The 16,501-nt window shown below is 60.0% G+C and carries 19 protein-coding genes; 17 read left to right on the top strand and 2 right to left on the bottom strand.

Annotated elements, in window-relative coordinates; all coding sequences use genetic code 11:
• Positions 1-55: 55 nt before the first annotated feature.
• The 7 genes from AC1U7K_RS04185 (at position 56) to AC1U7K_RS04155 (ending at position 5,817) form a co-directional block, all read left to right on the top strand.
• Entirely contained in the window at positions 56-880 is an 825-nt protein-coding gene (locus tag AC1U7K_RS04185) for a flagellin N-terminal helical domain-containing protein (protein ID WP_480249540.1), read from the top strand.
• Positions 881-948: 68 nt separating this feature from the next.
• Complete coding sequence (locus AC1U7K_RS04180) at positions 949-1,314, top strand: flagellar protein FlaG (RefSeq protein ID WP_480249539.1); 366 nt, start codon at positions 949-951, stop codon at positions 1,312-1,314.
• Between the two features lie 2 nt (positions 1,315-1,316).
• A complete protein-coding gene (gene fliD, locus AC1U7K_RS04175; RefSeq protein ID WP_480249538.1) occupies positions 1,317-2,702 on the top strand; it encodes a flagellar filament capping protein FliD in 1,386 nt (461 codons plus the stop codon).
• A gap of 10 nt (positions 2,703-2,712) precedes the next feature.
• On the top strand, positions 2,713-3,105 hold the full coding sequence (fliS, locus tag AC1U7K_RS04170; protein ID WP_480249537.1) for a flagellar export chaperone FliS: 393 nt from the start codon (positions 2,713-2,715) through the stop codon (positions 3,103-3,105).
• 4 nt (positions 3,106-3,109) lie between these two features.
• Positions 3,110-3,421, top strand: coding sequence for a hypothetical protein (locus tag AC1U7K_RS04165; protein ID WP_480249536.1), 312 nt, complete (start codon positions 3,110-3,112; stop codon positions 3,419-3,421).
• A 366-nt stretch (positions 3,422-3,787) separates the two neighbouring features.
• Positions 3,788-5,221, top strand: a complete 1,434-nt coding sequence (locus AC1U7K_RS04160; RefSeq protein WP_480249535.1) for a GGDEF domain-containing protein — start codon at positions 3,788-3,790, stop codon at positions 5,219-5,221.
• Positions 5,218-5,817 carry a PilZ domain-containing protein gene (locus tag AC1U7K_RS04155; protein WP_480249534.1) on the top strand — a complete coding sequence of 200 codons (600 nt, stop codon included), beginning with the start codon at positions 5,218-5,220 and terminating at the stop codon, positions 5,815-5,817. The genes AC1U7K_RS04160 and AC1U7K_RS04155 overlap by 4 nt, the downstream gene beginning before the upstream one ends.
• Here the strand turns inward: AC1U7K_RS04155 and AC1U7K_RS04150 are convergent.
• Complete coding sequence (locus tag AC1U7K_RS04150) at positions 5,814-6,719, bottom strand: P-loop NTPase (RefSeq protein ID WP_480249533.1); 906 nt, start codon at positions 6,717-6,719, stop codon at positions 5,814-5,816. The genes AC1U7K_RS04155 and AC1U7K_RS04150 overlap by 4 nt on opposite strands.
• Before the next feature lie 92 nt (positions 6,720-6,811).
• Between AC1U7K_RS04150 and AC1U7K_RS04145 the strand changes: the two genes are divergently transcribed.
• From AC1U7K_RS04145 to AC1U7K_RS04105, 9 genes are all read left to right on the top strand, one after another.
• A complete protein-coding gene (locus AC1U7K_RS04145; RefSeq protein WP_480249532.1) occupies positions 6,812-7,135 on the top strand; it encodes a helix-turn-helix domain-containing protein in 324 nt (107 codons plus the stop codon).
• A gap of 41 nt (positions 7,136-7,176) precedes the next feature.
• Positions 7,177-8,010, top strand: a complete 834-nt coding sequence (locus AC1U7K_RS04140) for a CheR family methyltransferase (protein WP_480249531.1) — start codon at positions 7,177-7,179, stop codon at positions 8,008-8,010.
• A 39-nt stretch (positions 8,011-8,049) separates the two neighbouring features.
• The gene (gene cheY / locus AC1U7K_RS04135; protein WP_480249530.1) at positions 8,050-8,430 is read left to right on the top strand and encodes a chemotaxis response regulator CheY; all 381 of its coding nucleotides are present in this window, start codon (positions 8,050-8,052) and stop codon (positions 8,428-8,430) included.
• Between the two features lie 40 nt (positions 8,431-8,470).
• Positions 8,471-9,073 carry a protein phosphatase CheZ gene (locus AC1U7K_RS04130; RefSeq protein WP_480249529.1) on the top strand — a complete coding sequence of 201 codons (603 nt, stop codon included), beginning with the start codon at positions 8,471-8,473 and terminating at the stop codon, positions 9,071-9,073.
• A gap of 59 nt (positions 9,074-9,132) precedes the next feature.
• On the top strand, positions 9,133-10,989 hold the full coding sequence (locus AC1U7K_RS04125; protein WP_480249528.1) for a chemotaxis protein CheA: 1,857 nt from the start codon (positions 9,133-9,135) through the stop codon (positions 10,987-10,989).
• 34 nt (positions 10,990-11,023) lie between these two features.
• On the top strand, positions 11,024-11,965 hold the full coding sequence (locus AC1U7K_RS04120; protein WP_480249527.1) for a chemotaxis protein: 942 nt from the start codon (positions 11,024-11,026) through the stop codon (positions 11,963-11,965).
• Between the two features lie 15 nt (positions 11,966-11,980).
• Positions 11,981-13,048 carry a protein-glutamate methylesterase/protein-glutamine glutaminase gene (locus tag AC1U7K_RS04115; RefSeq protein WP_480249526.1) on the top strand — a complete coding sequence of 356 codons (1,068 nt, stop codon included), beginning with the start codon at positions 11,981-11,983 and terminating at the stop codon, positions 13,046-13,048.
• A 76-nt stretch (positions 13,049-13,124) separates the two neighbouring features.
• Positions 13,125-14,831 (top strand): methyl-accepting chemotaxis protein, encoded by a 1,707-nt coding sequence (locus tag AC1U7K_RS04110; RefSeq protein WP_480249525.1) that lies wholly within the window; start codon positions 13,125-13,127, stop codon positions 14,829-14,831.
• Between the two features lie 11 nt (positions 14,832-14,842).
• Positions 14,843-15,364: a chemotaxis protein CheW gene (locus AC1U7K_RS04105; RefSeq protein ID WP_480249524.1), complete on the top strand. Its 522-nt coding sequence runs from the start codon at positions 14,843-14,845 to the stop codon at positions 15,362-15,364.
• Here the strand turns inward: AC1U7K_RS04105 and AC1U7K_RS04100 are convergent.
• The gene (locus tag AC1U7K_RS04100; protein WP_480249523.1) at positions 15,354-15,599 is read right to left on the bottom strand and encodes a hypothetical protein; all 246 of its coding nucleotides are present in this window, start codon (positions 15,597-15,599) and stop codon (positions 15,354-15,356) included. The genes AC1U7K_RS04105 and AC1U7K_RS04100 overlap by 11 nt on opposite strands.
• A 125-nt stretch (positions 15,600-15,724) precedes the next feature.
• On the opposite strand from AC1U7K_RS04100, the gene AC1U7K_RS04095 reads away from it, so the two are divergent.
• A complete protein-coding gene (locus AC1U7K_RS04095) occupies positions 15,725-16,498 on the top strand; it encodes a flagellar motor protein (RefSeq protein WP_480249522.1) in 774 nt (257 codons plus the stop codon).
• Positions 16,499-16,501 lie beyond the last annotated feature (3 nt).

Genomic DNA, 16,501 nt, shown 5'->3' with positions numbered 1-16,501 from the left:
CCCGGCAAGGATGCCGAAGACAGACCGACACTTAACCCATTCAAGGAGGAACGTCATGGCACTTGTCGTTAACACGAACATCGCCTCGCTGGCGGCGCAGAATAACTTGACGGCCAGCACTGATCAGTTGGAGCGTTCCGTCGAGAGATTGTCGTCCGGTCTTCGCATCACTCGCGCCGCTGACGATGCCGCCGGCCTCGGCGTGTCGGAAACGTTGCGTGCCCATATCCGCAGCATCAATCAGGCCGTCCGCAATTCGAACGACGGCATCAGCTTGACGCAGATCGCGGACGGCGCCGCACAGACGATCGGTAATCTGCTGTCCCGCATGCGGGAATTGGCGTCAGAGTCGGCGAACGGGACCGTGGGCACGACCGAGCGCTCGTACCTGGATCAAGAATTTGTGCAGTTACGGTCCGAGATCGACCGTATCGCGGCCGTGACCGAGTTTAACGGCACCGCACTGCTCAGCGGCTCTGCGAATCAATTTACGATTCAAGTCGGCTTCAAGAGCGGTGCGAATGACAGCTTGACCCTCAGCCTTCGGGATCTGGACGTCAGCTCGATTGGGCTCAACACGGTCAACGTGTCGACGGCGGCGAACGCGCAGAGCGCCTTGTCAAACATCGACAGCGCGATCAGCGCGGTAGCGACGGCGCGAGCCGATTACGGGTCGTATCAGAACCGCTTGGAGGCGACGATCTCCAGCCTTCAGGTAACGAGCCAGAACTTCTCGGCCGCGGAGTCCCGCATCCGTGATGCGGACGTGGCATACGAAACCTCGGTGTTCACCAAGAACCAGATCCTCGTGCAATCAGGCATCGCCATTCTGGCCCAAGCGAACGCGCTGCCGCAGCAGGCATTGACCTTGTTGCGGTAAGCCCAACGACTTTCGCGCGTCCTTTCTTCTCGAAAGGACGCGCGAAGGATTATTGAACGGAGGCGGCCATGATTCATGAGGTGACGGGGCGGGACGCCCTTCCCGTGACCCTTGATCCTGTACCGAAGGGCGCCGATGGAGGGTCGACAAAAGTCCCCGGGGCCCGGCTTGGATCGAATCATCCCGAATCGGCCGGAGGCGTTGCCGCGGATCGGAGCACCTTGGAGCACGCAGTGCAGAAGGTGCGAGAAGCCTTCGATCATATGGACTCCCGGCTGAAGATCGAGATCGACCCCGATCTGCATCGCGTGGTCGTGAAGATCATCGATCAGCAATCAGGGGAGTTGATCCGGCAAGTACCGGCACAGGAGATGCTCGAGATTGCCAAGCGGCTGGACGTGGCACAAGGACTACTCCTGACGAAACGGACATAACGATGGCTGGGATCAGTTTTGGCGGGCTTGGAAATGGCATCGACTTTCAACAGGTCGTCTCCCAACTCGTTGCGGTCGAGCAGGTCCCGATCGACCAGCTCTCCCAGGATCAGAAGACGCTTCAGACGCGGCTGACCGATTATGGAACGTTGGATTCTGATCTCCTCAAGTTGCAGTCAGCGGCGTCGAGCCTCCAACGGGCGTCCGGATTCGACCGATTTTCGGTGTCGGTCGGTGACGATACGCTTCTCAGCGCGACAGCAAGCAGTGACGCCACGCCGGGGAATTACACGCTTCAGATTACGCAATTGGCGACCGCACACCAGATCGCTTCGAAAGTCTCAAAAACCGTCAGCAGCACGACGAGCAGCATCGTCTCGGGCAGCTCGGCGACTTTCAGCTTTCAGGTCGGCGGCGGTACGACGCAGACGGTGACATTGAGTAACGGCGCGACGTTAGATGATCTGAAGACCGCGATCAACGATCTGGGCGCCGGCGTCAGCGCGTCCGTGTTGAATACCGGCACGAGCACGTCCCCCGCGTATCGATTGCTGTTGACCAGCACCGACACGGGTGCGGCGTCGGCCATTAGCGTGACAGCCGACTCGACGGACTTGGATTTTCTCAATTCCACCGGCACCGGCGGGACGGACACGTTACAGGCGGCGCAGGATGCAACTGTCGTCTTGGGCGATCCCACCGGGACGACGGTCACCATCCAGCGCAGCAGCAATACCATCACTGATGCGATCGCGGGCGTGACATTATCACTGAAATCGACCACCGCAGCGGGGAAGACGGTGAATGTTGCCGTCGGGCGGGATCTCGCGTCGATCACAACTGATATCAAAGCGCTCGTGTCCGCATATAACGACGTGGTGAAGTTTATCGGCTCCCGAGACACCTACGACACGGATACCAAGCAGGGTGGTGTGTTTTTTGCCGAAGGGACACCACAGACCGTGTTGAGCCGATTGCGACAGGCGATGTCGGATGAAGTGAGCGGATTGAGCAATCTGACATCCGTGGGCCTGTTGGGCTTTCAGACGCAACGAGACGGGACCATCACGATCGATGACACAAAACTGCAAGGTGCGCTCAGCACAAACTATACCGACGTGCAGAACCTCTTTGCCGGACAGCCGAGTTCGACTGGCGTGGCACAGCGGATCTCCGATGCCATCGATGCGCTTGATGACGTGAGCTCTGGCGCACTGACCTTGCGGAAGGCCAGTCTCAGCCAACAGATCAGCGACATGGGAGACCAAATTCGCCAGAAGCAGGACGCGCTCAGCGCGTACCAAGAGCGTCTGCAATTGCAGTATGCCCAGTTGGATGCCTTGTTGCGCCAGATGCAAGGCCAGATGGACTACCTGAAACAGCTATAAAGGAAGGCATATGAACGAGGCGATCAAGCAGTACCAACGCACCCAAGTGCTCACGGCATCCGAAGTGCAATTGATCGTGTTGCTGTATGACGGCGTGCTGCAATCACTCGAGTTGGCACGAGAAGGCATTCTTCGCAACGACTATCGGGACAAGGCACGCTTCTTGGGGCGTGCGATCGCAATCGTGAGTGAGCTTTCCAATGTCCTGGACATGGAGCGCGGCAAGGAGATCGCTGCCTCGCTGCGACGACTCTATGACTACATGCTGGAGGAGTTTACCCAAGCGAATCTGCGCCATGATGTGAAGCATCTCGACGGACCCATTCGTTGCCTCACCACCTTACGTGATGCCTGGCAGACGCTGGCTCAACAAGGAGCGATGGCGGCCGTCGTAGGGGCATGATCCCATGGCGAGCGACTGGGAACGGAGCGCTGTAGCGCTCACCGAGGAGGCCTTACGCGCCGCGGAGCGAGGGGATTGGACGATCGTCCAACATTGCTACGCAGGTCGGCAAGACCTGTTGGAGCAGCATTCCTTCTCCGCCCAGACCGCGCAGCGCTTGTCCGAACTCGATGAAACGATCTATCTAAAGGCATACACGGCCCGCTCGGCCGTTGTAGTCCTTCTCGATGATGCGGCCGCCATGCGGCGAACGTTTCACCGTCTCGCTCACCCCTCAGCACAAGGCCGGGCTCGATACGTCGACGGGCACATCTGAGTCTGAACACGACACCCGCCATGGCGATAGAGTTCTCGCATCTCCACAATCTCGTGCGCACTTACCATCGAAGCTTGCGCGTAGAAGATACCAAGGCGGAGTCGCCTCAGGCGCCGGAATCAAGGCTGGATCGCGTCACGATTTCCGACGAGGCACTTCAGTCGGTGGGCGAAGCTGAGGAAGCAACCCCTCAATTCTCCGATCCGAAGTAACCGGCATCATCTCGCCCGGCAAAATCTGCCTGCGACGCTTGTCGTGTAATCTCGCCTCCAAAGAAACAGCGGTGTTAAAGGCCGGCACGCTGGCAGGATGCTTGCTTGGCGTGTAGTGCGCAGTTTGAAGCAATGCATCGGATCACCGCCATTGATGCGAATCCTTATTCGACATACGGCTGAATGGAGCGCGGAGACACTGCTCAGCCGGCTGGCCGCGGCCCAGTATACCCACGTCTGGGTTGAGACGGACCGCGAGCTTGTTGAGCGAGCGACCGGCGGAGATCGTGGCGCAGTGATCTACACCGTCCGCTCATCGCCGGACGAGGTACGACCGGTCCTCGAACGCCTTCGCGAACGGGAAAGCGACAGTTGCCTCATCCTCGTCGGCCCTGAAGCCGGCGCCGAGACCGTTGCAGCCTTACTCCGGGACGGCGTCTATGACTATCTCGTTGCTCCGGTCAAGGCCGGGCGGATTGAAGAAGCGTTACGAGAGGGGCTACGCACGCGAGCGGCGTTTCTCGAGGTCCACGGGTTGTCGGCACGTCTCAAGAAGGCCAACCTGGAGTTAGCGCAGGAACGAGATGCGCTACAACGCTGGAACGACCACTTGATTCGCTTGAACGAACTCGGCCAGTCGGTATCGGCGACACGAACCGTAGATGAAATGATCGAGGTCTTCGCTGACCGCCTGACGCAGATCGTCCCATTCGACGGCCTCACTGTCCGGTGGCATCGGCCGGAAGGCATCTGGCTTCGTACCGCATTCGCTGGAGGTGAGCGTGACCATGCGGTCAGAAGGCTGTTGCCGGCACACCGCGACAATCCGGAGCGATCCCGAGCGTCAATCTTGGAACTGCCGCTGCTCTCCGGCACCGTCTGCCACGGCTCGCTTCGTATCGAGCGCATGAGCGTGAATGGGTTCGAGCAGGCGGAAACGAAGTGGCTTGGCATCGCCGCGACGTCGCTCGCATTGGCGATGAGCCATTTAACGCTGCTCCAAGAGCTTGAACAGCTGGCCATTCGCGATAGCTTGACCAATCTGCTCAATCGCCGCGCCTTCGACGCCATTCTGCGTCGGGAACTCCATACCGCGCAGCGCTACCAGTCGCCGATGTGTCTCGTCTTGACCGACATCGACCATTTCAAGACTGTGAACGATCGATTCGGCCATCCGTCCGGCGATGCGCTGCTCAGGGAAGTGGCGGGTCTACTCGCGACTTCGATCCGGGGATCCGATATCGTGACTCGGTATGGCGGTGAGGAGTTTGCGTTGATTCTGCCGAGAACCAGCGCGCATGCGGCCGTAACGTTGGCCGATCGCATCAGGAATCGGATCGCACGACACGTCTTCGTCGTCGGTGGTTCCACCGTACGGCTCACCATGAGCTTCGGCGTGGCGAGCTACCGGCAGGCCGCTTCGCTGACACCCGAGCAGCTCGTTGCGGCTGCCGATCACGCGCTGTACAAGGCGAAGTCATCCGGGCGCAACTTGGTGGTTGTGGATCCGGCGGGTGACGAGCAAACGCTTTGCAGGCCGGCTGGGCGGGGGGCTCCTCACCGGCGCGCGTCTACCAACCGGCTATGAGCCAGTCGAGGGTGCCGCAATACTTGGACGAGCGGCGCGAGTGGCTTCGCGTCGATGACACGCTCTTGCTCGATTATCGCGTCGTGGCACGTGAAGCCGCGTTCGGGCCTCCGGACGCCGACCAACCGTTGGCCGACGCGATTACGACCTTTATCACAAAGCCCACGGCTGATCTTCTCGAGCGTCACGCCCCGGAAGGTGATCCGTTGCTCATTCCATGGCTCAAGAAAATCGATTGGGTTCTCGAAGTGATCCTCCAGCAGCTTGCTAGGGATGGGAAACCCGAGATGCCGCTTCCCCGGTTGACATGCGTCAATATCAGCGGCGGCGGGATCAGCTTTCACGTTTCCCGCCCGTTGAACGAAGGTGATGAACTGGACCTCCGCCTCATCCTTCCGCCCTTTGTGCCCATCACTGCGCGAGCCGTCGTGACGCGGGTGGAAGCTGTACAGGCGGCCGATCGGCTCTACAGCGTTGCCACCCGTTTTGTTGCGATGGAGCAAGACGACCACGAACGGGTGATCCGGCATATCTTCCAGGTTCAAGCCGAACGTCTGCGCGCTCGGCATCTGAGTGGCCCGGTAATTCGAGACTAGCCGTTCGTAGCGACGGGTTCCTGGTGACCGATTGCAGCGAGCAACCGTGAGCTCGCGCAGGTGAACGCCTGAGCGGCGGGGGATTTCGGCGAGGACTCCACGACCGGCAAATAGCTTCGGACCGACTGTTGCACGGCGGGATCGTCTGGGATCTCGCCCAATAGCGTCAGTTCTCCGCCCACGTAGTGCCGCAGCAGCTTCTGTAACTGCAACGTATTGACTTTCGATCGTGGCGTCGTGCGATTGAGTAGAAGCGAGGGACGAAACGCCCTGAGAGCGTCCTCGACGAGAAGACGGCCCGTCTCTCCGGTTGTCCCGGCCGCGGCCAGCACCTCGTCGACGCTGTCGAAGTCCCGGTCCGACAGGGCCTCGGTCAAGGGATCGTTCACGAGGACGCGCGACAGCACCCGTCGAATCGCCGCGAGCTTGATGAATCGATAAAGATCGAGGACGGACGTCGGATCAGGGGTGGCGACGGCGATGGGATAATCGGCCATCAGAAAGAAATCCAGGGCGTGGTAATTCGTGCCGGCGCCGATGTCGATGATCAGCACATCGGCCTCCAAATTCCTGAGATGCCTCAGCAAACGTTTCTTCTTGGCATAGGGCATGTTCGCCGTCGCCAGCGTGTCTCCCGTGCCCGGGATCAGGCTAAGGCCCGCCTGTCCGGGAATCGGAAGCACAAGCGCATCAAGCGAGTCAACACGACGAGCCAGGAAATCGGTCAGCGTGACGGGCGGAGAGAGGAGGCCGAACAGAACGTGCAGGTCGCAGCCGCCGACGTCCAGGTCGACGAGAATCACTCGCCGGCCTTGTTTGGCAAGCGCTAGGCCGAGATTGCCCGCTACGACGCTTTTGCCCACTCCTCCCTTGCCTGACGCAATCGAGACGATCGTGCTCACGACTCTCCTGAATTCAAATCTCTGACGAGAATCCGGCCAGTTCTATCTAGCCGCGCGTCTACGGTCTACCCGTCGGCCGGTCTGGCCTCCCGATGGTTGCAAGACGGTTGCCGTTACCGCCGGCGATCAATGGCCAAAGGGCGCTCCTTAAGTTTTCCATCCGGCAATCCGATATGGCATTCGACATGAACGAGACGGTCTTAACAGGAATCGACACACAACAGAGGGGGAAGGCGACATTGGAAGGAGAAATTCTCACAGTCGGAGAAGTCGCACACTTTCTGCGCGTTCCGAAATCCACTGTTTACAAGCTTGCGCGCATCGGGGAGATCCCGGCGTCCAAAATCGGCAAGCATTGGCGCTTTCTCCGTCACGATATTCAACAATGGATGCAGCGGCGGTCTGCGCAGGCGTGACGGTCGGCAATGATGATGTTGATCAGACGTGTGGACGCAGCGTGAAGGCCACGACCGAGCTCACTCAGTCAACGTTTCGCGATCTTCGTGATCTGATCTACGAACTGACGGGCCTGTTCTTTCCCGATAATAAAAAATATGTTCTCGAAAGCCGATTGCAGCCGCGGCTGAAAGAACGCAAGTGCGGCTCCTATGAGGACTATCTCCGGCTGCTGAAGTATGACGCATGGCGGGACCACGAGCTCAATCACGTCTTCGATCTCGTCACGACAAACGAGACGTTTTTCTATCGGGACCTGGCCCAGCTTCAGGCGTTCTCAGACGTGATCGTTCCGGCGATTGCACGGGCCAATGCGGCGGCGGGCAAATTGCGGCTGTGGAGCGCGGCCTGCTCGACGGGCGATGAGGCGTACACGCTCGCTATCTTGATGCTGGAGCACCCCGCGTTGATGAATTGGACGCTCGAGATCGTGGCCAGCGACATCAGTGAGTCGGCATTGAGTGCGGCGCAAACGGCGGTCTACGGCGCGTACGCGGTCCGCAATGTGCCGCCCGCGTTGCTGAAAAAATATTTTCATTGCCAGGGCGGGCAGTACGCCGTGAGCGACAGGGTGAAACAGCTCGTGAAGTTCAGCCAGATGAATTTGTACGACAGTGTGCGGATGAAACTCATGCGCGGCTTCGATGTCATTTTCTGCCGCAATTGCCTGATCTACTTTGACGATAAGGCCAAGCAACGGATTGTCGCCAACCTCGGTCAGGCGCTGCGGCCTCAAGGCTACTTGGTGATTGGGTTTTCCGAATCGCTGCACGGCGTGTCCACGTCGTTTACCGCCGTCCATGCGAACCGGTCCGTTGTCTATCAAAAAATGTAGTCGCGGCACGCGACGCGGGCGAACAAGGAGGAGCGCGGTATGCCGGCAGATCCCAACATGAAGATCATGGTCGTCGACGACATGAGCACGATGCGGAGAATCGTCAAGAATCTCCTGAAGCAATTGGGATTCGGTAACGTCGAAGAAGCCGAGAACGGGCAGGAGGCACTGAACAAGCTTCGGGCCGACAAGTACGGCTTCGTGGTGTCGGACTGGAACATGCCGGTCATGAGCGGTATCGAGTTGTTGCGCGCCATCCGCGGGGACGAAACCTTGAAATCAATTCCGGTCTTGATGGTCACGGCGGAAGCGCAAAAGGAGAACATCATCGAGGCCGTGCAGGCGGGCGTCAGCAATTATGTCGTCAAGCCGTTCACGGCGGAAATTCTGCAAGAGAAGATGAGCAAGATCTTCAAGTAGCAAGCCGACGATCACCGACGGGTTGGGGTGCGGAGACCGAATGGAGGCTCCTGTGAATGACGGTCAGCGCAAGTTGTACGCCGAGTTGGGCGAATTGACCCGCTACATTGAAACGACGATGCGGCAGCTCCGCCAGGTGGAAGCCCCGATTCACGACACGACAGCACAATTGCCGCAGGCCAGTGAACATCTGAGCGATCTGTCGAAGCTGACCGAGGAAGGCACGCATCGCGTCATGGAGCTGACGGAAACGATCCAAGACAACCGGCTCGCGCTGAGCCGCGGGCTATCCCAGCTCACGAGCTTCTTGGCGAACGGAGGCTCGATCGCTGATGCCCTGCACCAGTTGAAGACACTCGAGCGCCGGGTCGCGGACGACGAGCGTCGGCTGGTCGAAATCATGACGGCCTTGTCGTTCCAGGACCTCGTCGCCCAGCGGATCAAGAAGATCATGACGATCCTGGATGACGTTGAACACAAGCTCTTGGAGATGGTGGTGGTATTCGGGCTGAGCCAAGAGGGCGGCGGAAAGAAGATCAACGGCAAGGCGGATCAGATGTTGAAAGAACTGGAGGCCTCGAAATCGACGGCGCTCAAGCAGGACCTGGTGGACGACATTTTGGGACAGTTCGGATTCAACTGATGCAGAGAAGAGTGCCGGTGGGGTGAGCGCAGGCAGCTCAAGATGAGCGGAGGCGGTGCATGGACGACGAGCTCAAAGAAATCCTGAACGAGTTTCTGGCGGAGTCGCAAGAAATGATCGAACTGCTGGATCAGCGGTTCATCACGCTGGAGTCGGACCCTAACAATCGGGAACTCCTCGACGAGATCTTTCGTGCCATGCACAGCATGAAAGGGTCGGCGGCCTTTCTGGGCTTCAACCGTCTCGTCGACGTGACGCATCGGTCCGAGAACATTTTGAACAAGTTGCGGCAAGGCGAGATGGCCGTCACCCCGGCGATCATTACGGTCATCCTCGAGGCAATCGATGTGGTGAAGGAGCTGATGAGTCATATCCGCGAATCGGGCATCGATACGCAAGTCGAAACGGACGCCATGTCCCAGAAGCTGGACGCCATCCTTGCCGGTGGGGCGCCGGCGCCCGTCGAGAGCCAGGTGAACCTCGAACCGCCGCCGGCGGAGGTCGCGCCGGCCATCGAGGCGCCCGCGCCGCCCAAGCTGGGAGAAATTCTGATTCAGGAAGGCGCGGTGTCGAAAGAGCAGGTCATGGAGGCCCTCGAGCAGCAAGAGAAGAAATTGCCGCTCGGCGAAATCCTCGTCCAGTCCGGTGCGATCAGTGAGCGCACGTTGGAAGCGGCGCTGCAGAAGCAAGTGAAACAAGGCCGCGGTGAGGACGACCAGACCATCCGTGTTGAAACCAGTCGCCTCGATACCGTCATGAATCTGGTCGGTGAATTGGTCCTTGGACGCAATCGGCTCATGAAGCTCGGCGGCGGCTTGGAGCAGTCGTACGAAAACGAACCGCTGGTCCGGGAGCTCGGTGAGACGCTCGCGCAGCTCAATCTCGTGACGACGGACCTGCAGCTCGCCGTGATGAAAACCCGGATGCTGCCGATCCGGAAGGTGTTGGCGAAATTCCCCCGCATGGTGCGCGATCTCTCACAAAAGCTGCACAAGCAGGTGAGACTCGAGCTGCACGGCGAAGATACCGAACTCGACAAATCGGTGGCGGACGAAGTCGGCGATCCGCTGATCCACATCGTCCGGAATGCAGTCGACCACGGTATCGAGCTGCCGACCGAACGACAAGCGGCCGGGAAATCACCGGAGGGCTTAGTGCGGATCGCGGCCAGCCAGGAAGGCAACAGCATCGTCATTCGCATCGAAGATGACGGCAAAGGATTGCAGGTCGAGAAGATCAAAGCCAAAGCGCTCGCGCGTGGCATCGTCAGCGAAACCGAGCTCGCCGGGATGGATCCCCGCGATGTCCTAAACCTCGTCTTCTTGCCGGGCTTCAGCACGGCCGAGCAGGTCACCGATGTGTCGGGGCGCGGGGTGGGCATGGACGTCGTCCGCACCAACATCCGACGGATCAACGGCAGCGTGGAGATCGACTCTCGTCTGGGCAAGGGCAGCATCATCACGATCAAGCTTCCGCTCACGATCGCGATCATCCAGGCCCTGCTCGTCGAGGTGGAGATGGCGACGTTTGCCATCCCGCTTGGCTCGGTCGTCGAAGCGGTCAAGATCACGAAGGGCGACATCAAAACGATCAACGGGCGCGAAGTATTGACGCTGCGGGAACGGGTCCTGCCCTTGCTGAGGCTCTCCGATGAGTTCGGGATCCCTTCCGACGCGCAACGTGACAAGTTCTACGTGGTGGTCGTGGGGATCGGGGAGCGACAAGTCGGGGTGATCGTGGATCGACTGCGATCGCAGGAAGAGGTCGTCATCAAGTCGATGGGCGATTACCTCGCGGAGATCAAAGGCATCGCCGGAGCCACGATTACCGGCGAAGGGAAGGTCGTCTTGATTCTCGATATACCGGAATTGGTGCAAAGCATCCGAAGCGGCAAGACGGCCGCCGCCGGCGTGTAATGGTCCTTCGCCCGCGAGCTGACGAGGAGATGCCATGTCAACCTTCATGAAGGAAGTGGATGCCCGGACAGGGCTGGCCGGCACCAACCGGATGGAGCTGCTGCTGTTCCACATCGGCACTGGGGAAGTGTTCGGGATCAACGTGTTCAAGGTCCGAGAGGTGATGAAATTTCCCACTCTGACGCGGCTGCCGGAAGCCGATCCGCGGGTCGAGGGTATGGCGAATATCCGTGGAACCACGGTGCCGGTGATCGGTCTGAAAAAAACGTTGGGGCTCGGCGAGGGAACGGAGGTCACCGGCGGGCAAGAGGGGAAGCTCATCGTCACCGAATACAACATGAGCCTGCAAGCCTTTCATGTGGCCGGCGTCGATCGCATCCTGCGGCTCTCGTGGACGCAGATCAAATCGCCGCCTCCGCTCGTCAGGAATAATACGAAAGGTGCCGTGACCGCCGTCGCGATGCTGGATGACGGACAGATGGTGCTGATCCTCGACGTCGAGAAGATTCTGGCGGAGATGTCGCCCAAACCGGATGAGGAAGTCTATGCCGGCGTGGAGATGAAGCCGGAAATAAAGCACAAGCGCGTCCTGTTTGCCGATGATTCCTCGGTCGCCCGGATGCAAATTCGCAAGGCGCTCGACAAACTGGGGATCTCGTACCTGCAGGCCGTGACCGGACAAGACGCGTGGGAGCAGCTCCTCGCGTTGGCGCAGAAAGCCGCTGAAGCGGGCAGGCAGGTGAAGGATGAGGTGCAGCTTGTGTTGAGCGACATCGAGATGCCGGACATGGACGGGTTCACGTTGACCCGTCACATTCGAAGCGATCCCCGGTTCAACGACATCGCGATCGTGCTGCACTCCTCGCTCACCGGCAGTTGCAACGCCGATAAGGGCAAAGCCGTTGGGGCGAGCGATTATCTGACCAAATTTGATCCAAAGGAATTGACCCAGACGATCATTCGTTACTGCTCCTAGCCGGAAAGGGACGTGATGGGCACAGGCATTCGAGTTCTCGTCGTCGATGATTCGGCGTTTATGCGCAAGGCCCTGTGCGGCATGCTGTCGGGCGATACACGCATCGGCCACGTGGAAACGGCAAGGAACGGCGAAGAGGCGCTCCAAAAGATCGCCGAGTGGGGACCGGACGTGGTGACGCTCGATGTGGAAATGCCCGTGATGAACGGGCTCGAAGCGTTGCGGCAGATCATGCAGACGCACCCCGTGCCGGTCCTGATGGTCAGTTCCTTGACGACGCAAGGGGCGGAGGAAACGCTGCAAGCCCTGGACCTCGGTGCCGTCGATTTCGTGCCGAAGCAACTCGACGGGGTCGCCACGAACATCAGCGCCATTCATCATGATCTCGTCGCGAAAGTCATCGCCGCGGCCGGTGCGAAGGGACGGGTCAAGTCGTTCTCGGCACGCCGGCCCATGGGCCCGCTCCCCAAGCCCACGCTGACGTTGACGTCACGTTCCACCAGCGCAACCCGTGGGAGCAAGATCGTCGCGATCGGCTGCTCGACAGGCGGTCCGCAGGCCTTGTCCGAGCTGCTGCCGATGTTCCCGTCCGACATCCCGGCGGGCATCGTCATCGTGCAACACATGCCCAAGTGTTTTACCAAGCCGTTCGCGGACCGGATGAACACCATGTGCTCGATCGAGATCCGTGAGGCCGCCGAGAATGACGAAGTCACTCCCGGCGTGGCCCTCCTGGCGCCGGGAGGCGTGCAGTTGCGACTGGCGAGGCGGCAGGCCACCAAGGTGCAGGTCGCGCTCAGCAAGGACGGCGAGGGGCTGCTGCACGCGCCGTCCGTCGATGTGATGATGCAGTCGGTTGCGTCGCTCTACGGCGAACGGGCCGTGGGCGTGATTCTGACCGGCATGGGACAGGACGGCTTGGAAGGGATGCGGGCGATCAAAGGTGCGAAGGGCCGGACCATCGCGCAGAACGAGGCGACGTGTACCGTGTACGGCATGCCGCGCGCGGTCGTGGAGAACGGCTGCGCGGAAAAGGTGGTGCCCCTGTCGCAGATCGCGGGAGAAATCATGAACATGATCTGAGCCGAAACAAGGGGCGTCGGGCACAGGGCACAGACAAACGGAGACCCGTGAGACGGGCGACAGGAGGGAGGCGAGTATGATGGATCGGTTGAGTCAGATGAAAATAGCGCAGAAGTTCATTGTGCTGATCGGCGTGATCGCGACGGTGGTCACGGCAGTCGGTCTGTATTTCGTCTATCAGCAGGAGCAGAGCAAGATGCTCTGGATGCTCGAGGGGCGCGGAAAAATCATCGAGGCGCAAACCCAGGTGACGCGCGGGTACATCGCCAAGAATTACGTCCAGAAGATCAAGAATATGAAGAAGAACGAGGAGATCTTGATCTCGCAAAACCACTTGGAGAATCCGCAGGCGATCCCGCTTCCGGCCACCGCGACGCGGGAAATCAGCGAGGAATTGTCCAAGACTGGACTCTTCAATGCGCGATTGATCAGTGCCCAGCCATTGAATCCGAGCAATGCCGCGAAGGATCGTTTCGAGGAAGAGGCGATCAAGGCCATCCAGAGCGGCGCCGAGTCGTATTCCCGAGTCGAAGAATCAAACGGCACGACGACGTTCCGGCGGGCGAGTGCCGACAAGGCGACCACCCAGGCCTGCATCGGCTGTCATACGGGCAAGCAGGTCGGCGATGTGCTGGGCGTCCTTTCGGTGTCTGTGCCGATGGAGCAGATCAAGGCGGCATCCAATGAATCGATGCAGCGCGCGGGGTTGACGTTGGTTGCGGTGGTCTTTGCGACCGTGCTGACGATGTATTTGATGCTGCGATGGGTCGTCGTGAAGCCGTTGACCGCGATGACGAACATCTCCCGTGATATCGCTGAGGGGGAAGGTGACTTGACGAAGCGCGTGCCGACCAACGGCAAGGATGAGATCGCCGAGTTGGGCAAGTGGTTCAACGTCTTCATTGAAAAACTACAAGGGATGATCGCCAAGGTGGCGCATGTGACGGACAAGGTCGCGTCGGCGTCGGTCGAACTCTCCGCGACGGCCGAGCAAATGTCGAAGGGCGCCGAAGGGCTCACCACCCGTACGGCGCAGACCGCCACGGCGGTTGAGGAAATGAACGCGACCGTCGCCGAGGTGGCGCAAAACTCCGGCAAAGCGGCGGGCATGGCGCAGGAGACGGCACAAACCGCCAAGAGCGGCCGCGACGTCGTGACGGAAACGATCACCGGCATGCAGCACATCTCCGATGCCGTGACGCAGTCGGCGTCGATCATCGCCGCCTTGGGCAAGTCCTCGGATCAGATCGGCGAGATCGTCCGGGTGATCGAAGACATTGCCGATCAGACCAATCTCCTCGCGCTGAACGCGGCGATCGAAGCGGCCCGCGCCGGTGAGCAGGGGCGAGGCTTTGCGGTCGTCGCCGACGAGGTGCGCAAACTTGCTGAGCGCACGACGAAGGCGACGAAAGAAATCGGCGACATGATCCGCCAGATTCAGCACGACACGAAAGGCGCGGTCGCGTCGATGGAGGACGGGACGCAGAAGGTGGCGAGCGGCGTGAATCTCGTCAACAAGACCGGAGAAGCGCTGGCGAAGATCGCCGAGATGGTCACGCAGACTTCGGACATGATCCGGCAGATTGCGGTTGCGGCTGAAGAGCAGTCCGTCGCGACACAGCACATCGCGTCGGATCTCGAAAACGTGGCCAAGGTGAGCAAGGAATCGGCCGGAGGCGCGACCGAGTCGGCGAAGGCCAGTCATGACTTGAGCTTGTTGGCCAGCGAGCTACAGTCGATCGTCGGCAGCTTCAAAATCGCGTCGGGCGAGAAGCGGCGCTGAGGAGGGTCGGCATGATTCAGGAGGCTGACACGCGCGCCGTCGGCACGGCGCGCGACGAGGAGACCGAGCGCAGCGAGACCGAATATCGCCAGTTGGTCACCTGCTGCCTGGGCGAGGAAGAATTCGCGGTCGACATCCTCAGCGTGCAGGAGATCAACCGCATGGTCGAAATTACGCGGGTCCCGAAGGCGCCCTCGTTCGTCGAGGGCGTCATCAACCTGCGCGGTCGGATCATCCCGGTCCTGAACTTGCGGCGGCGATTTGGGATGGAGGAAGTCGAGCGAACGTCGAAGTCTCGGATCGTCGTCGTGAACGTCAAGGGCCGGACGGTGGGTCTCATCGTCGATTCGGTGTCGGAAGTGCTCCGCGTCCCGAAATCGACGATCGAACCGCCGCCGAACCTGGAAACGGCGATCGGCGCCGAATTCATTCAAGGCGTGGGGCGCATCAAGGATCGACTGTTGATCGTGATCGAATTGACCCGTTTGTTGACGCCGGGGGAAGACGGTGTCGTGGACGGGATCAAGAACTGACGGACGGCTCGGAAGGGGGATCGCGTCGGTCGGACACGGCGTGCCGGTCGGGCTGCATGTTGTGCAGCACTTCTGCCGAATGCGTCAGGAGATCGGCGGCGCAATGCAGCGTGACCTGGAGTTGCCGAAGCGCGTCCTCCCAACGTCCATCGCGGCGAAGTGCCTCGAATCGCCGATGTTGCTCTTCCAGGATGGCTTTTTTCGCATCCAGGATCAGACTCTCAGCGGGCGACATGGTTCTTCCTCTTTCGCCCACGCTACCAGACGCTCTACTCGGAGTGCAAGCGGCATAACGATGATCGATTCATTGCATTTCCTTGCGTCCGGTTCTTTGCCAATCGTGAGAATTGAGGGACTGCCATGGACCTGCTGACGGTCATCGGCGTCGTCGTCGCCTTTGGCGCGATCGTTGGCGGGCAGATCCTGGAAGGCGGGCATGTCGGCTCCATTTTGCAGCTGACGGCGTTCATCATCGTGATCGGCGGGACCGTTGGCGCGATTTTCGTGCAGCATCCGTTGCCGGTCATGCTGAAGGGCGTCAAGCTGCTGTCGCTGGCGTTCTTCAATCCCAAGGTCGACCCGAAGGACGACATCGCGCGTATTATTGAGTTGGCGAATCTGTCCCGGAAACAGGGGCTCCTGGCTTTGGAAGGGAAAATGAAAGAGATCGTCGATCCGTTTTTTCGAAAGGGCGTGCAGTTCATCATTGATGGCACGGAGCCCAAGGTGATCCAGGAGATCCTGGAAGTCGAAGTGGCACATCACGAAGAAGAAGGCCTGACCGCCGCGAAGGTCTGGGAAGCGGCCGGCGGCTATGCGCCGACGATCGGGATCCTCGGCGCCGTACTCGGCTTGATCCACGTGATGGAAAACCTCGCCGACCCGTCCAAGCTGGGGAGCGGGATTGCGGTGGCGTTCGTCGCGACGGTCTATGGCGTCGGCTCGGCGAACCTCTTTTTCCTGCCGTTGAGCAACAAGATCAAGCTGAAGATCAAACAAGAGTCGGCCGGGCGGGAACTGATCATCACCGGCCTCGTCGGCGTGGCGCAGGGCGACAACCCCCGAATGCTGCAAGAAAAGCTCGAGAGCTATCTGCCGCCGAGCGAACGCTCTCAGGAACAAGAGAAGGGCTAACGG

Source organism: Nitrospira sp. Vd2, assembly GCF_979581665.1.
Note: the sequence above shows the minus strand (reverse complement) of the source record. Positions and strands in the feature narration are given on the sequence as shown.

Bases quoted from the DNA above. Each gene is read 5' to 3' on its own strand.
- AC1U7K_RS04185 (WP_480249540.1), top strand. From the start codon at position 56: ATGGCACTTGTCGTTAACACGAACATCGCCTCGCTGGCGGCGCAGAAT.
- AC1U7K_RS04180 (WP_480249539.1), top strand. From the start codon at position 949: ATGATTCATGAGGTGACGGGGCGGGACGCCCTTCCCGTGACCCTTGAT.
- fliD (WP_480249538.1), top strand. From the start codon at position 1,317: ATGGCTGGGATCAGTTTTGGCGGGCTTGGAAATGGCATCGACTTTCAA.
- fliS (WP_480249537.1), top strand. From the start codon at position 2,713: ATGAACGAGGCGATCAAGCAGTACCAACGCACCCAAGTGCTCACGGCA.
- AC1U7K_RS04165 (WP_480249536.1), top strand. From the start codon at position 3,110: ATGGCGAGCGACTGGGAACGGAGCGCTGTAGCGCTCACCGAGGAGGCC.
- AC1U7K_RS04160 (WP_480249535.1), top strand. From the start codon at position 3,788: ATGCGAATCCTTATTCGACATACGGCTGAATGGAGCGCGGAGACACTG.
- AC1U7K_RS04155 (WP_480249534.1), top strand. From the start codon at position 5,218: ATGAGCCAGTCGAGGGTGCCGCAATACTTGGACGAGCGGCGCGAGTGG.
- AC1U7K_RS04145 (WP_480249532.1), top strand. From the start codon at position 6,812: ATGGTTGCAAGACGGTTGCCGTTACCGCCGGCGATCAATGGCCAAAGG.
- cheY (WP_480249530.1), top strand. From the start codon at position 8,050: ATGCCGGCAGATCCCAACATGAAGATCATGGTCGTCGACGACATGAGC.
- AC1U7K_RS04130 (WP_480249529.1), top strand. From the start codon at position 8,471: ATGGAGGCTCCTGTGAATGACGGTCAGCGCAAGTTGTACGCCGAGTTG.
- AC1U7K_RS04125 (WP_480249528.1), top strand. From the start codon at position 9,133: ATGGACGACGAGCTCAAAGAAATCCTGAACGAGTTTCTGGCGGAGTCG.
- AC1U7K_RS04120 (WP_480249527.1), top strand. From the start codon at position 11,024: ATGTCAACCTTCATGAAGGAAGTGGATGCCCGGACAGGGCTGGCCGGC.
- AC1U7K_RS04115 (WP_480249526.1), top strand. From the start codon at position 11,981: ATGGGCACAGGCATTCGAGTTCTCGTCGTCGATGATTCGGCGTTTATG.
- AC1U7K_RS04110 (WP_480249525.1), top strand. From the start codon at position 13,125: ATGATGGATCGGTTGAGTCAGATGAAAATAGCGCAGAAGTTCATTGTG.
- AC1U7K_RS04105 (WP_480249524.1), top strand. From the start codon at position 14,843: ATGATTCAGGAGGCTGACACGCGCGCCGTCGGCACGGCGCGCGACGAG.
- AC1U7K_RS04100 (WP_480249523.1), bottom strand. From the start codon at position 15,599: ATGTCGCCCGCTGAGAGTCTGATCCTGGATGCGAAAAAAGCCATCCTG.
- AC1U7K_RS04095 (WP_480249522.1), top strand. From the start codon at position 15,725: ATGGACCTGCTGACGGTCATCGGCGTCGTCGTCGCCTTTGGCGCGATC.